This is a genomic window from Pseudomonas farsensis, from assembly GCF_014268805.2.
GTDB classification, from domain to species: domain Bacteria; phylum Pseudomonadota; class Gammaproteobacteria; order Pseudomonadales; family Pseudomonadaceae; genus Aquipseudomonas; species Aquipseudomonas farsensis.
Window position 1 is genome coordinate 779,348 of record NZ_JABWRF020000001.1, and the last position, 15,035, is coordinate 794,382.

The following is a 15,035-nucleotide window of genomic DNA, read 5'->3' on the forward strand; positions in this document are numbered from 1 at the left end:
CGTGTGGCTGTTCATTCCTGGCGCCCGGCGATGCGCGCGCCCCAGGCGCGGGCATTGGCCGCAAGCGCCGCTTCATCCATTTGCGTCAGGTGGCGGTCCAGCAGCAAGGGCTGGCCGGCGACCCAGACGTCTTTGACGCAGTCGCGACCGGTCGCGTAGATCAATTGTGAGACCGGGTCATGCACCGGTTGTTGCAGCAGGCCCGACAAGTCGAACGCCACCACGTCGGCAGCCTTGCCGACCTCCAGCGAGCCGCATATTGCTTCAAGCCCCAGCGCCCGGGCGCCGTTGAGGGTGGCCATGCGCAAGGCGCGGTGGGCATCCAGTGCGGTGGCCGAACCTGCCACGGCCTTGGCCAGCAGGGCTGCGGTGCGGGTTTCGCCGAGCAGGTCGAGGTCGTTGTTGCTGGCCGCGCCGTCGGTGCCGACCGCCACGTTCACCCCGGCCTGCCACAGGCGCTCCACCGGGCAGAAGCCACTGGCCAGCTTGAGGTTGCTCTCGGGGCAGTGGACCACGCTGGTGTTGCTTTCTACCAGCAGCGCCAGATCATCGTCGCTGACCTGGGTCATGTGCACGGCCTGCAGGTTGGGGCCGAGCAAGCCAAGGCGGGCGAGGCGGGCCAGTGGCCGTTCGCCGCTGTCGGCAAGTGCCTGCTCGACTTCGCCGGCAGTCTCGTGGATGTGCATATGCACCGGCGCGTCCAGCTGGTCGGCGACGATGCGGATTTTCTCAAGGCTGGCATCGCTGAGCGTGTACGGCGCATGCGGGCCAAGGGCCATGCGGATGCGTGGGTGGTCACGCAGCTCGCCAAACAGCTCGATAGCCTGGTGCAGGCCCTCATCGACGCTGGCCGCCCCAGGGATGGGGAAGTCCAGCAAGGGCGCGGCGACCTGTGCGCGGATGCCGCTTTGCTGCACGCGTTCGCAAGCGACCCGCGGGAAGAAATACATGTCGGCAAAACAGGTGATGCCGCCCTTGAGCTGCTCGGCAATGGCAAGGTCGGTGCCGTCGCTGACGAAGATTTCGTCGACCCAGCGTGCCTCGGCCGGCCAGATGTGCTCTTTGAGCCAGGTCATCAGTGGCAGATCATCGGCAAGGCCGCGGAACAGGCTCATGGCGGCGTGGCCGTGGGCGTTGACCAGGCCCGGGGTCAGCAGGCAGCCCGGCAGCTCACGCACCTGCTGGGCCTGAGGCGCCCGTTCGCGCGGGCCCAGCCAGGCGATCTGGCCATCACTGATGCCCAGTGCGTGGCCCTCAAGCACCACGCCGGCAGGCTCGACCGGCACCAGCCATTGCGGTATCAGCAGCAGGTCGACAAGCAAGGTGGAGGTGGGCGTGCGTGGCATCTACCGGGCTCGGTTGGGCGAAACGCGCAGTATACCCGAGCGTCCAGGGCGCAGGGTCGCTATAATCGCCGGCTTTTGATGGCTGGGTGACGGGAGTGGCGATGCGCGAGCAACTATTGGCAGCGGAGACGGTGACCAGCATCGAGTGGCGTGATGGCGCGCTGCATTTGCTCGACCAGCGCCTGCTGCCGCTCGAGCAGCACTGGCTGGCCTGCACCGACGTGGCGCAGGTGGCCGAGGCCATCGGTGACATGGCCGTGCGCGGCGCCTCGGCCATTGGCATATGCGCAGCCTACGGCCTGGTGCTGGCCCTGCGTCAGCGCCTGGCCGAGGGCGATAGCTGGGAGGAGTCGCTGGAAGAGGACTTCCTGCTGCTTGGCGAAGCACGCCCAACCCCGGCCAACCTGTTCTGGGCGCTCAACCGCATGCGCGAGCGCTTGCAGCGCGTACGCCCAGGCGACGACCTGCTGGCGGTCATGGAGGCCGAGGCGGTGGCCATCCACCAGAGCGACCGTGAAGCCAACCTGACCATGGCGCAGTTTGGCCTGGAACAGATCCGCAAGCATCAAGGCAGCGAGCAGGCACTGTTGACCCACGGCAACGCTGGGGCGCTGGGCTCGGGGGGCTTCGGCACGGCGCTGGCGGTGATCCGCGCCGCCGCCATGGAAGGCATGGTCGAGCAGGTCTATGCCTGCGAGTCGCGCCCCTGGCTGCAGGGCTCGCGCCTGACCGCCTGGGAGTTGGCCGCAGACGGCGTGCCGGTGGCCATCGTCGCCGATGCCGCCGCCGGGCACCTGATGAAGACCAAAGGCATTACCTGGGTGGTGGTCGGCGTTGACTGTATCGCTGCCAATGGCGACGTGGCGGCGAAAATCGGCACTTATCAGATGGCAGTCGCTGCCATGCACCATGGCCTGCGCTTCATGGTGGTGGCGCCGAGCAGCAGCATCGACCTGAACCTGGCCACCGGCGAGGACATCCCGCTGGAGGTGCGCGGCGAAGAAGAGTTGCTGGAAGTTGCGGGCATCCAGGTGACCGCCGATATCGAGGCGTACAACCCGGTTGTCGACGTCACTCCGGCAGACCTCATTGATGTGATCGTCACCGAAAAAGGCATCGTCGAGCGCCCGGATGCGGCCAAACTTGCCCAGCTGATGTGCCGTAAACGCCTGCACTGACGGCGTTTGCCAGTGGCCTGGCGCGGCCCTTGCCATGGGGGCGCGCCAAGCGGGCCGATTGCACGATGCGGCGCCTTGCCATATCTCCCATGCGGGCGGCCTTTGTGGTAACATCCGGCAGTTTCCAAGGCCGCTCGTTATCGCGGCTTTCATTGCGCAGATCCATGGCACAACTCATTGATTTGTCGTATGTCGTCGCACCCCTTCACGCTGCGGCGGCGAGCTTCGTTCGTCCCAAGTGGGATCACGCGAAGTTTCACCAGAAAAAGGAATCAGGCTTCTCATGGGCGAACTGGCCAAAGAAATCCTACCGGTCAATATCGAAGACGAACTGAGACAGTCTTACCTCGACTACGCGATGAGCGTGATTGTCGGGCGAGCACTGCCCGATGCGCGCGACGGCTTGAAGCCCGTGCATCGTCGCGTGCTGTTCGCGATGAGCGAGCTGGGCAACGACTGGAACAAGCCGTACAAGAAATCCGCCCGTGTGGTCGGTGATGTGATCGGTAAGTACCACCCGCACGGCGATACGGCCGTGTACGACACCATCGTGCGCATGGCGCAGCCATTCTCGCTGCGCTACCTGCTGGTCGATGGTCAGGGCAACTTCGGTTCGGTCGACGGCGACAACGCCGCGGCCATGCGATACACCGAAGTGCGCATGACCAAGCTGGCCCACGAACTGCTGGCCGACCTGCACAAGGAAACGGTCGACTGGGTGCCCAACTACGACGGCACCGAGCAGATCCCTGCGGTCATGCCGACCCGTATCCCCAACCTGCTGGTCAACGGTTCCAGCGGTATTGCCGTGGGTATGGCGACCAACATCCCGCCGCACAACCTGGGTGAGGTCATCGACGGCTGCCTGGCGCTGATCGACAACGCCGAGATCACGGTCGATGAGCTGATGCAGTTCATCCCGGGTCCGGACTTCCCGACTGCCGGCCAGATCAACGGCCGCCAAGGCATCATCGAGGCCTACCGCACTGGCCGTGGCCGCATCTACATGCGCGCCCGCTCGAGCATCGAAGACATCGACAAGGTCGGTGGCCGCCAGCAGATCGTCATCACCGAGCTGCCGTACCAGCTGAACAAGGCGCGGCTGATCGAAAAGATCGCCGAGCTGGTCAAAGAGAAGAAGATCGAAGGCATCACCGAGCTGCGCGATGAGTCCGACAAGGACGGTATGCGCGTGGTCATCGAGCTGCGCCGCGGCGAGGTGCCGGAGGTGGTGCTCAACAACCTCTACCAGCAAACCCAGCTGCAGAGCGTGTTCGGCATCAACATCGTTGCCCTGATCGACGGCCGGCCGCGCCTGCTGAACCTCAAGGACCTGCTCGAAGCGTTCGTGCGTCACCGCCGCGAAGTCGTCACCCGGCGTACCGTGTTCGAACTGCGCAAGGCACGCGAGCGTGGCCACATCCTTGAAGGGCAGGCGGTTGCGCTGTCCAACATCGACCCGGTCATCGCCATGATCAAGGCTTCGCCGACGCCGTCCGAGGCCAAGGAAGCACTGGTCAGCACTGCCTGGGAGTCCAGCGCCGTGCAGGTGATGGTCGAGCGTGCCGGCGCCGAATCGTGCCGCCCGGAAGACCTGCCCGAGCAATACGGCCTGCGTGATGGCAAGTATTACCTGTCGCCGGAACAGGCCCAGGCCATTCTTGACCTGCGTCTGCACCGCCTGACCGGCCTTGAGCACGAAAAACTGCTGGCCGAGTACCAGGAAATCCTGGCGCAGATCGGCGAGCTGATCCGCATCCTCAGCAGCGCCACGCGCCTGATGGAAGTGATCCGCGAAGAGCTCGAGGCTATTCGTGCCGAGTACGGCGATGTGCGCCGCACCGAAATCCTCAATGCCAGCCACGACCTCAACTACGGCGACATGATCCCCGAAGAAGAGCGCGTGGTAACCATTTCCCATGGTGGCTATGCCAAGACCCAGCCGCTGTCCGCCTACCAGGCCCAGCGCCGTGGTGGTAAAGGCAAGTCGGCATCCGGCGTCAAGGACGAGGACTACATCGAGCACCTGTTGGTCGCCAACAGCCACGCCACCCTGTTGCTGTTCTCCAGCAAGGGCAAGGTGTACTGGAAGAAGACCTACGAAATCCCCGAGGCATCCCGCGCTGCCCGTGGCCGCCCGCTGGTGAACCTGCTGCCGCTTGAAGAAGGCGAGCGCATCACCGCCATGCTGCAGATCGACCTTGAAGCGCTGCAGCAGCACGCAGACCCCGACGAAGAGCTCGAGGACAGCGACGACACCGTGCTTGAGGGTGAGCTGGTCGAAGTCGACGAAATCGACGAAGAAGAAGGCGATACCCCTGAGTGGGCTGCCGAGCCGACCGGTGCGTACATCTTCATGGCCACTGCTTCCGGTACCGTCAAGAAGACCCCGCTGGCGCAGTTTGCCCGCCCACGTACCAGCGGCCTGATTGCCCTGAAGCTCAAAGAGGGTGACACCCTGATCGCCGCGGCCATCACCGACGGCGCCAAGGAGGTCATGATGTTCTCCGACGCCGGCAAGGTGATCCGCTTCGCCGAAAGCGTTGTGCGTGAAATGGGCCGTACCGCCCGTGGTGTGCGCGGCATGAAGCTCGGCAAGGGCCAGCAGATCATCTCGATGCTGATCCCGGAGTCCGGTGCGCAGATCCTCACCGCCTCCGAGCGTGGTTTTGGCAAGCGCACGCCGCTGTCCAAGTTCCCGCGTCGCGGCCGTGGTGGTCAGGGCGTTATCGCCATGGGTACCAAAGGGCGCAACGGCTTGCTGATCGGCGCTATCCAGGTGCAGGAAGGCGAGGAGATCATGCTGATCTCCGACCAGGGCACCTTGGTGCGCACACGGGTTGGTGAGGTTTCCAGCCTCAGCCGTAACACCCAGGGTGTTACGCTGATCAAGCTGGCAAGCGACGAGACGCTGGTGGGCCTTGAGCGTATCCAGGAGCCGTCCGAGGAAGAGCTCGACGACATTGTCGAGGGCGAAGACGCCGAGGTCGATGTGCTGGATGTAGCAGGCGACGACAACCTCGGCGCCGAAGAGGCGCCGCAAGAGTAAGCCTGTGCAACAACCCGAACGGGGCGACCAAGGTCGCCCCGTTTGACTGATTAAAGACGCAACGCCGGCCCTTCTTTAGGGGCGGCGGGGCGTTGAAGTTACGATTTGTCCTATTTGGCAGAGCGAGAGTGGATGTGAGCAAACGAGCCTTTAACTTCTGCGCAGGCCCTGCCGCGCTTCCCGACGCTGTGCTGCAGCGTGCCCAGGCCGAAATGCTGGACTGGAATGGCAAGGGTCTGTCGGTGATGGAAATGAGCCATCGCAGCGACGACTACGTGGCCATCGCCGAAAAGGCCGAGCAGGACCTGCGTGACCTGCTATCCATCCCCTCGAACTATAAAGTGCTGTTCCTGCAGGGCGGTGCCAGCCAGCAGTTCGCCGAGATTCCGCTGAACCTGCTGCCGGAAAACGCCACTGCCGACTACATCGAGACCGGCATCTGGTCGAAAAAGGCCATCGAAGAAGCGCGCCGTTTCGGCAATATCAACGTTGCCGCCAGCGCCAAGCCTTATGACTACCTGGCTATTCCCGGGCAGAACGAGTGGAAGCTGACCGAAGGCGCGGCTTATGTGCACTATGCGTCCAACGAGACCATTGGCGGCCTGCAGTTTGACTGGGTGCCCGAAACCGGTGACGTGCCATTGGTCGTCGACATGTCTTCGGACATTCTTTCGCGCCCGACCGATGTGTCGCAATTCGGCCTGATTTACGCCGGTGCCCAGAAGAACATCGGCCCAAGCGGGCTGGTGGTGGTCATTGTTCGCGAAGACCTGCTGGGCCACGCCCGCAGCAGCTGCCCGACCATGCTCGACTACAAGGTGTCGGCCGACAACGGCTCGATGTACAACACCCCGGCCACCTATTCCTGGTACCTCTCGGGTTTGGTGTTCGAGTGGCTCAAGGAGCAGGGCGGTGTCGCGGCCATGGAGCAGCGCAACCGCGCCAAGAAAGACCGTCTGTACGGCTTTATCGACGCCAGCGACTTCTACAGCAACCCGATCAGCCACAACGCCCGTTCGTGGATGAACGTGCCGTTCCGCCTGGCTGACGAACGCCTGGACAAGGCGTTTCTGGCCGGTGCCGACGCTCGCGGCCTGCTCAACCTCAAAGGCCACCGCTCGGTCGGCGGCATGCGCGCTTCCATCTACAACGCCCTGGGCCTGGATGCGGTCGAGTCGCTGGTGCAGTACATGGCTGAATTCGAGAAGGAGCACGGCTGATGGCCGAACAGGAACTCAAGGCGCTGCGTGTACGCATCGACAGCCTCGACGAGAAAATCCTCGAGCTGATCAGCGAGCGCGCCCGCTGCGCCCTGGAAGTCGCGCGGGTGAAAACCGCTGCGCTGGCCGAGGGCGAAACCCCGGTGTTCTACCGCCCCGAGCGTGAAGCGGCGGTGCTCAAGCGCGTCATGGAGCGCAACAAGGGGCCGTTGGGTAGCGAAGAGATGGCGCGGTTGTTCCGCGAGATCATGTCGGCGTGCCTGGCCCTTGAAGAGCCGCTCAAAGTTGCCTACCTGGGCCCGGAAGGCACCTTCACCCAGGCGGCAGCCATGAAGCACTTCGGTCACGCCGTGGTCAGCCGGCCAATGGCAGCTATCGACGAAGTGTTCCGCGAAGTGGCGGCAGGCGCCGTCAACTTCGGCGTGGTGCCGGTGGAAAACTCCACCGAGGGTGCGGTCAGCCATACGCTGGACAGCTTCCTTGAGCACGACATGGTCATCTGCGGCGAAGTCGAGTTGCGTATTCACCATCACCTGCTGGTGGGCGAAAGCACCAAGACCAACAGTATTACCCGCATCTACTCCCACGCGCAGTCGCTGGCCCAGTGCCGCAAGTGGCTGGACGCACACTACCCGAACGTCGAGCGCGTGGCGGTATCGAGCAACGCCGAGGCCGCCAAGCGGGTGAAGGGCGAGTGGAATTCTGCGGCGATCGCCGGTGATATGGCGGCCAACCTTTATGGTTTGACCCGCCTTGCCGAAAAAATCGAAGACCGCCCGGACAACGCCACGCGCTTCTTGATGATCGGCAGCCAGGAAGTGCCGCCAACCGGCGACGACAAGACCTCGATCATCGTTTCGATGAGCAACAAGCCCGGTGCGCTGCATGAGCTGCTGGTGCCTTTCCACGAGAACGGTATCGACCTCACTCGCATCGAGACGCGCCCCTCGCGCAGCGGCAAGTGGACCTATGTGTTCTTCATCGACTTCGTCGGCCATCACCGTGATCCGCTGATCAAGGCGGTGCTGGAGCAGATCAGCCAGGAGGCTGTGGCGCTGAAGGTGCTGGGTTCGTATCCGAAGGCGGTGCTCTGAGGTTGGCCTGATGGCCCATCCAGGTCGCCTGCGATGGGCTGCAAGACTCTCTTGATACATGAACAGGGTTCGCACTCGTGGTTAATGCTGTAACAAACAATCCTGCGCCGATCATCGGCCGCCTCGTCGTGGTGGGCCTGGGCCTGATCGGCGGCTCCTTTGCCAAGGGCCTGCGCGAAAGCGGGCTGTGCCGCGAAGTGGTGGGCGTCGATCTGGATGCCGAGTCGCGTCGCCAGGCCGTGGTGTTGGGCGTGGTCGACCGCTGCGAGGAAGACCTTGCCGCAGCGTGCGTCGGTGCTGACGTGATCCAGCTGGCAGTGCCGATCCTGGCCATGGAAAAGCTGCTGGCGCGGCTGGCGCAAATCGATTTGGGTAATGCGGTCATCACCGATGTCGGCAGCGCCAAAGGCAATGTGGTGCGCGCTGCACGCGAGGCGTTCGCCGCGCGCCTTACCCATTTTGTGCCCGGCCACCCGATTGCCGGGTCCGAGCAGAGCGGGGTAGAGGCCTCCAACGCCGCGCTGTTCCGCCGCCACAAAGTCATTCTGACGCCGCTGGCCGAAACCGACCCTGCCGCGCTGGCCGTGGTCGACCGCCTGTGGCGTGCGCTGGATGCCGATGTCGAGCACATGCCGGTGGAGCGCCACGACGAGGTGCTGGCAGCAACCAGTCACCTGCCGCACCTGCTGGCCTTTGGCTTGGTCGACTCGCTGGCCAAGCGCAATGAAAACCTGGATATCTTCCGGTACGCTGCGGGAGGCTTCCGCGATTTCACAAGAATCGCCGGCAGCGACCCGATCATGTGGCACGACATCTTCCTCGCCAACCGCGAGGCGGTCCTGCGCACACTCGATACATTTCGCAGTGACCTCGACGCCTTGCGCGACGCGGTCGATGCAGGGGATGGGCACCAACTGCTGGGTGTATTCACCCGCGCCCGGGTTGCCCGCGAGCATTTCAGTAAAATCCTGGCCCGCCGGGCCTATGTGGACGCTATGAACGCCAACGACCTGATTTTCCTGACCCAACCTGGTGGACGCGTGTCCGGACGGATTCGCGTACCGGGCGACAAGTCGATTTCGCACCGCTCGATCATGCTCGGCTCGCTGGCCGAAGGCACCACCGAAGTGGAAGGTTTCCTCGAGGGCGAAGACGCCCTGGCCACGCTGCAGGCCTTCCGCGACATGGGTGTGGTCATCGAAGGCCCGCACCATGGCCGCGTCACCATTCATGGTGTCGGCCTGCATGGCCTGAAGCCGCCACCTGGCCCGATCTACCTGGGCAACTCCGGCACCTCGATGCGCCTGCTGTCGGGCCTGCTGGCCGCCCAGCCGTTCGATGTGACCATGACTGGCGACGCTTCGCTGTCCAAACGCCCGATGAACCGCGTGGCCAACCCGCTGCGGGAAATGGGCGCAGTGGTCGAAACTGGCCCTGAAGGCCGCCCGCCGCTGACCATTCGTGGCGGCCAGAAGCTCAAGGCGCTCAACTACACGCTGCCGATGGCCAGTGCCCAGGTCAAATCCTGCCTGCTGCTGGCGGGCCTGTACGCTGAGGGCGTGACCACCGTCACCGAGCCTGCGCCAACCCGTGACCATACCGAACGCATGCTGCGTGGCTTCGGCTACCAGGTGCAGTCCAATGGCCCGGTGGCTTCGCTGCAGGCAGGTGGCAAGCTCAGCGCCACGCGCATCGAAGTGCCTGCGGATATTTCCTCGGCGGCGTTCTTCCTGGTGGCTGCGTCCATCGCCGAAGGCTCTGACCTGGTGCTTGAGCACGTTGGCATCAACCCGACCCGCACCGGGGTGATCGACATCCTGCGCCTGATGGGCGGCGACATCACCCTGGAAAACCAGCGTGAAGTCGGCGGTGAGCCGGTGGCCGATCTGCGCGTGCGCGGTGCCAGGCTCAAGGGGATCGAAATCCCCGAAAACCTGGTGCCACTGGCAATCGACGAATTCCCGGTGCTGTTCGTTGCCGCTGCCTGCGCCGAAGGGCGCACCGTGCTGCGCGGCGCGGAAGAGTTGCGGGTCAAGGAGTCCGACCGGATCCAGGTAATGGCTGATGGCCTGCTCGCGCTGGGCGTCAAATGCGAGCCAACCCCTGACGGCATCATCATCGATGGCGGCCAGATCGGCGGCGGTGAAGTGCACGGCCATGGCGATCACCGTATTTCCATGGCGTTCAGCATTGCCTCGCTGCGTGCCAACGCGCCGATTCGCATCCATGACTGCGCCAACGTCGCCACCTCGTTCCCTAACTTCCTGGCGCTTTGCGAGCAAGTCGGCATTCGCGTGGCAGAAGAGGCCAAGTCGTGAACGCGCAGGCGCCGGTCATCACCATTGACGGCCCAAGCGGCTCGGGCAAAGGTACCGTTGCAGGCCTGATCGCCCGCGAGCTTGGCTGGAAGCTGCTGGACTCTGGCGCGCTGTACCGGTTGCTGGCGTTCAACGCCACCAATCACGGCGTCGACCTGACCAACGAAGAGCTGCTCAAGGCGCTGGCTGCCCACCTCGATGTGCAGTTCATCGCGGCCGAGCCTGGCAAGTTGCAGCAGATCATTCTCGAAGGTGAGGATGTCAGTAATGTGATCCGTACCGAAACCGTCGGGGCCGGTGCCTCGATGGTTGCGTCGCTGCCCGCGGTGCGTGAAGCCCTGCTGCAGCGCCAGCGCGTCTTCCGCGAAGCGCCGGGCCTGATTGCAGACGGGCGCGACATGGGCACGGTGGTGTTCCCCGATGCCCCCCTGAAAGTCTTTTTGACCGCCAGCGCCGAGGAACGGGCGCGCCGCCGTTACCTGCAGTTGAAGGGCAAAGGCGAAGATGTTAGTCTGTCGAGTCTGCTAGATGAGATCCGTGCACGCGATGAGCGTGATACCCAGCGCGCAGTGGCCCCGCTCAAGCCGGCGGCCGATGCCATTCAGCTGGATTCCACGGAGCTGTCCATTGAACAGGTGTTGCAACGCATCAGAAGCGAGCTCGCTCAGCGCGATCTGGCCTGATGGAGAGGAGAGCAGGCAGGGGCACCAGTCAACGGCCTGTCCGCTTTTCTTTACTTAACGAAACCCACATTGTCTGGAATGTGGCTATGGGCGTTTTTTTGCGTCCGAATCTACAGGAATTAAAATGAGCGAAAGCTTTGCAGAACTCTTTGAAGAAAGCCTGAAAACCCTCAATCTTCAGCCGGGTGCGATCATCACCGGTATCGTTGTCGACATCGACGGCGACTGGGTTACCGTACACGCTGGCCTGAAGTCCGAGGGCGTCATCCCGCTCGAGCAGTTCTACAACGAAGCTGGCGAACTGACTATCAAAGTTGGTGACGAAGTTCACGTTGCGCTGGACGCGGTCGAAGACGGCTTTGGCGAAACCAAGCTGTCCCGTGAAAAAGCCAAGCGCGCCGAGTGCTGGATTGTTCTGGAAGCTGCTTTCGCTGCCGAAGAAGTGGTCAAGGGCGTTATCAACGGTAAGGTTAAAGGCGGCTTCACTGTCGACGTTAACGGCATCCGTGCGTTCCTGCCGGGCTCCCTGGTTGATGTCCGCCCAGTGCGCGACACCACCCACCTCGAAGGCAAAGAGCTGGAATTCAAGGTCATCAAGCTGGACCAGAAGCGCAACAACGTTGTCGTTTCCCGTCGCAGTGTCCTGGAAGCCGAAAACAGCGCCGAGCGCGAAGCTCTGCTGGAATCGCTGCAGGAAGGCCAGCAGGTCAAAGGTATCGTCAAGAACCTCACCGACTACGGTGCGTTCGTTGACCTGGGCGGCGTTGATGGTCTGCTGCACATCACCGACATGGCCTGGAAGCGTATCAAGCACCCGTCCGAAATCGTCAACGTTGGCGACGAGATCGACGTCAAGGTCCTGAAGTACGATCGCGAGCGCAACCGCGTTTCGCTGGGCCTGAAGCAACTGGGCGAAGATCCGTGGGTTGCTATCAAAGCCCGCTACCCAGAGAGCACTCGTGTGACTGCTCGCGTTACCAACCTGACCGACTACGGCTGCTTCGCTGAGCTGGAAGAAGGCGTTGAAGGTCTGGTACACGTTTCCGAAATGGACTGGACCAACAAGAACATCCACCCGTCGAAAGTCGTTCAGGTTGGCGACGAAGTGGAAGTCATGGTTCTGGACATCGACGAAGAGCGTCGTCGTATCTCCTTGGGCATCAAGCAGTGCAAATCGAACCCGTGGGAAGATTTCTCCGGCCAGTTCAACAAGGGTGACAAGATCTCCGGTACCATCAAGTCGATCACCGACTTCGGTATCTTCATCGGCCTGGACGGCGGCATCGACGGTCTGGTTCACCTGTCCGACATCTCCTGGAACGAAGCCGGCGAAGAAGCCGTGCGTCGCTTCAAGAAGGGCGACGAGCTGGAAACCGTCATCCTGTCGGTTGACCCAGAGCGCGAGCGCATCTCCCTGGGCATCAAGCAGCTGGAAGACGATCCGTTCTCCAACTTCGTTTCGATCAACGACAAAGGCGCTATCGTTAAAGGTATCGTCAAGGAAGTTGATGCCAAGGGCGCTATCGTGACCCTGGGCGACGACATCGAAGCTACTCTGAAGGCTTCCGAAATCAGCCGTGACCGCGTTGAAGACGCCCGTAACGTGCTGAAGGAAGGCGAAGAGATCGAAGCCAAGATCATCAGCGTCGACCGCAAATCCCGCGTTATCAGCCTGTCCATCAAGTCGAAGGACGATGCTGAAGAGCGCGAAGCCATCCAGAGCCTGAAAAACGCTCCGGAAGCGGCTGCCGATACCACCATGGCTGCGCTGCTGCGCGAAGCAATGGCCAAACAGAACTGAGTTCTGTTTGATCGGTAAAAAGGGGTGGCCTACGGGCCACCCTTTTTTTATGCCTGCTATTTACCGCTGCGCTGTTCGACGCTTCTCTGCGGCCCGCCTGGCTAATTGCAGATTTCCTGCCGTATCAATCTTGAATTTTTTTGTTTAGTCAAGAACCGCCCTGTTCAAATCTGCCGGGGCGTGCTACAAACTGATTAAGCAATGATCTAGCTGCTTGATAACGAAGGGAAAAATATGACGAAGTCGGAGCTGATCGAACGTATTGTCACCCATCAGGGGCTGCTCTCGTCCAAGGACGTAGAGCTTGCCATCAAGACCATGCTTGAACAGATGGCTCAATGCCTTGCCACCGGTGATCGCATCGAGATTCGCGGTTTTGGCAGCTTCTCGCTGCATTATCGTGCACCGCGCGTCGGGCGTAACCCCAAGACCGGCCAGTCGGTCAGCCTCGAAGGCAAGTACGTCCCTCACTTCAAGCCCGGCAAGGAATTGCGTGATCGGGTAAATGAAGATGAAGACGAGCATGAGTCAGTCTGAACCAAAGGATCCCTGCAATGCATAATCTGAAGCGCGCCGTGCTGGCGTTGTTTGTGCTGCTGCTGGCAGCCGTTGTGCTGTTCTTCGTGCTGGAAAACCAGCAAACCGTCGCCTTGGTGTTGTTCGGCTGGGCTGCGCCGGCCGTGCCTGTAGCGGTTGTGGTGCTCGTGGCTCTGGTATTGGGCCTTGCGGTGGGCCCGCTGCTCGGCGCCTACGGCTTGATGCGCGGCAAGCGCAAGATTCGCGCTTCGGCTCGCCAGCAGGCGTTGGCCGAAAACTAAAGAACTTTCCTACCGAGACTGGGGTTTTCATGCCCTGTGTCAGCGCAGGAAGGAGTGACTTAATAGTGCACTTCTTCCCTATGCTGCAAAGGACTCGGTGCTATGGCTTTTCCCTCCATTTCCCATCACGGTGGCGCGCGCGGCGTCACTGGTTCCTGTCACCAGCTTCATCTCGACAGCACCACCAGCCTGCTGATTGATTGCGGCCTGGAGCAGGGCGCGGATGCTGCGCACGCAGCGCCACGCGGTCAGCTTGGTTTCGATATCAGCGGCGTCCAGGCGCTGGTGGTCACCCACGTGCACCTTGATCATGTCGGCCGCATCCCGGCGCTGTTCGCCGCAGGCTTTCGCGGCCCGATCTACTGCAGCGAGCCCTCCGCCAAGCTATTGCCGCTGATACTCGAAGACGCCTACAAGCTGGAAGTCAGTAGCGACGCGGCCCAGGTGGCGCGCTACCTGGCGTTTCTGCAGCAACACATCGTAGTGCTGGCGTTCGAGCAGTGGTACACCGTCGTCGATCAGCCACAGGTGCACTGCGCCATCCGTTTGCAGCGCGCTGGCCACTTGCTCGGCTCGGCCTACGTCGAGTGCGAGGTAGGCGAGGGTGGCCGTAACACGCGCGTCGTGTTCTCAGGTGACCTCGGTGCGCCCGACAACCCCTTGCTGCGCCCGCTGCAGCCGCCTGAACGTGCCGACGTGCTGGTGCTCGAAAGCACCTACGGTGACCGCCTGCACGCCGACCGCAGCGACCGGCGCAAGGCGCTGGAAGCCGCCATCGACAGGGCACTGCTCGACCAAGGCACGGTTCTTATCCCTGCGTTCAGCCTGGGCCGTACGCAGGAGCTGCTGTATGACCTGGAAGACATCCTTCACCGCAAGTCCTTGTTGAACAAGCCTGGCGGTAGTGCTGCGGGCGACTTCCCTGACTGGTCGCAATTGCCGATCATCCTCGACTCGCCCCTGGCGCGGCGTATCACCGATGTGTACCGCGAACTGCACCAGTTCTGGCGCGCCGAGGCCCGCGACCGGGTCGTGCAGGGGCGCGAACCGCTAGGCTTTCGGCAGCTCATCAGCATCGACACCCATGCCCGCCACCAGCAGGTGGTGAACTACCTCAAGAGCACCGGGCGGCCAGCTATCGTGATTGCCGGCAATGGCATGTGTTCGGGTGGGCGCATCGTCAATTACCTCAAGGCCATGCTCGAGGACTCGCGGCATGAGGTGCTGTTTGTGGGGTATCAGGCCAAGGGCACGCCGGGGGCGGTGATTCAGGCGAGCGAGGGGGCGGAAGGGTTTGTGCAGATTGATCTGGATGGGCGGATGTATGACATCAGGGCCAAGGTGATGAGTTTGGGTGGGTATTCGGGGCATGCGGATCAGGCGGGGTTGGTGCAGTTTGCGTCGGGATCTGCCGCCGGGAAAATTCTGCTGGTGCATGGCGAGGCGAGGGCCAAGGCTGTGCTGAGCAATGCCCTGAAGCTCCGTTTTGCGGAGCTTGGGCGTGATGTTCAGTTTGAAATACCTTGAC

General features: G+C 62.5%; 11 protein-coding genes. 10 read left to right on the top strand and 1 reads right to left on the bottom strand.

What is annotated here, in order from left to right; genetic code table 11:
- Positions 1-11 precede the first annotated feature (11 nt).
- Positions 12-1,346: a TRZ/ATZ family hydrolase gene (locus tag HU719_RS03475; RefSeq protein ID WP_186535767.1), complete on the bottom strand. Its 1,335-nt coding sequence runs from the start codon at positions 1,344-1,346 to the stop codon at positions 12-14.
- 101 nt (positions 1,347-1,447) lie between these two features.
- Between HU719_RS03475 and mtnA the strand changes: the two genes are divergently transcribed.
- The 10 genes from mtnA to HU719_RS03525 all read left to right on the top strand — a co-directional run bounded on the left by mtnA (position 1,448) and on the right by HU719_RS03525 (position 15,034).
- Positions 1,448-2,524: an S-methyl-5-thioribose-1-phosphate isomerase gene (gene mtnA / locus HU719_RS03480; protein WP_186535769.1), complete on the top strand. Its 1,077-nt coding sequence runs from the start codon at positions 1,448-1,450 to the stop codon at positions 2,522-2,524.
- A 283-nt stretch (positions 2,525-2,807) separates the two neighbouring features.
- Positions 2,808-5,573: a DNA gyrase subunit A gene (gene gyrA / locus HU719_RS03485; protein ID WP_186535771.1), complete on the top strand. Its 2,766-nt coding sequence runs from the start codon at positions 2,808-2,810 to the stop codon at positions 5,571-5,573.
- A 134-nt stretch (positions 5,574-5,707) separates the two neighbouring features.
- The gene (gene serC, locus HU719_RS03490) at positions 5,708-6,793 is read left to right on the top strand and encodes a 3-phosphoserine/phosphohydroxythreonine transaminase (RefSeq protein WP_186535773.1); all 1,086 of its coding nucleotides are present in this window, start codon (positions 5,708-5,710) and stop codon (positions 6,791-6,793) included.
- The gene (gene pheA, locus HU719_RS03495) at positions 6,793-7,887 is read left to right on the top strand and encodes a prephenate dehydratase (protein ID WP_186518148.1); all 1,095 of its coding nucleotides are present in this window, start codon (positions 6,793-6,795) and stop codon (positions 7,885-7,887) included. The genes serC and pheA overlap by 1 nt, the downstream gene beginning before the upstream one ends.
- A gap of 110 nt (positions 7,888-7,997) precedes the next feature.
- Positions 7,998-10,205 (top strand): bifunctional prephenate dehydrogenase/3-phosphoshikimate 1-carboxyvinyltransferase, encoded by a 2,208-nt coding sequence (locus tag HU719_RS03500; protein WP_346656559.1) that lies wholly within the window; start codon positions 7,998-8,000, stop codon positions 10,203-10,205.
- Positions 10,202-10,888, top strand: a complete 687-nt coding sequence (gene cmk / locus HU719_RS03505) for a (d)CMP kinase (RefSeq protein WP_186535775.1) — start codon at positions 10,202-10,204, stop codon at positions 10,886-10,888. The genes HU719_RS03500 and cmk overlap by 4 nt, the downstream gene beginning before the upstream one ends.
- Positions 10,889-11,012: 124 nt before the next feature.
- A complete protein-coding gene (gene rpsA, locus HU719_RS03510; protein ID WP_186518145.1) occupies positions 11,013-12,689 on the top strand; it encodes a 30S ribosomal protein S1 in 1,677 nt (558 codons plus the stop codon).
- Positions 12,690-12,923: 234 nt separating this feature from the next.
- Positions 12,924-13,226: an integration host factor subunit beta gene (gene ihfB, locus HU719_RS03515; RefSeq protein WP_186518144.1), complete on the top strand. Its 303-nt coding sequence runs from the start codon at positions 12,924-12,926 to the stop codon at positions 13,224-13,226.
- Positions 13,227-13,243: 17 nt separating this feature from the next.
- A complete protein-coding gene (locus HU719_RS03520; RefSeq protein ID WP_186535776.1) occupies positions 13,244-13,507 on the top strand; it encodes a lipopolysaccharide assembly protein LapA domain-containing protein in 264 nt (87 codons plus the stop codon).
- A 102-nt stretch (positions 13,508-13,609) separates the two neighbouring features.
- Entirely contained in the window at positions 13,610-15,034 is a 1,425-nt protein-coding gene (locus HU719_RS03525; RefSeq protein ID WP_186535777.1) for an MBL fold metallo-hydrolase, read from the top strand.
- The last annotated feature ends 1 nt before the right edge of the window (position 15,035 follow it).

Excerpts from the sequence above, each read along its gene's own strand:
- HU719_RS03475 (WP_186535767.1), bottom strand. The coding sequence starts at position 1,346 with ATGCCACGCACGCCCACCTCCACCTTGCTTGTCGACCTGCTGCTGATA.
- mtnA (WP_186535769.1), top strand. The coding sequence starts at position 1,448 with ATGCGCGAGCAACTATTGGCAGCGGAGACGGTGACCAGCATCGAGTGG.
- gyrA (WP_186535771.1), top strand. The coding sequence starts at position 2,808 with ATGGGCGAACTGGCCAAAGAAATCCTACCGGTCAATATCGAAGACGAA.
- pheA (WP_186518148.1), top strand. The coding sequence starts at position 6,793 with ATGGCCGAACAGGAACTCAAGGCGCTGCGTGTACGCATCGACAGCCTC.
- rpsA (WP_186518145.1), top strand. The coding sequence starts at position 11,013 with ATGAGCGAAAGCTTTGCAGAACTCTTTGAAGAAAGCCTGAAAACCCTC.
- ihfB (WP_186518144.1), top strand. The coding sequence starts at position 12,924 with ATGACGAAGTCGGAGCTGATCGAACGTATTGTCACCCATCAGGGGCTG.
- HU719_RS03520 (WP_186535776.1), top strand. The coding sequence starts at position 13,244 with ATGCATAATCTGAAGCGCGCCGTGCTGGCGTTGTTTGTGCTGCTGCTG.
- HU719_RS03525 (WP_186535777.1), top strand. The coding sequence starts at position 13,610 with ATGGCTTTTCCCTCCATTTCCCATCACGGTGGCGCGCGCGGCGTCACT.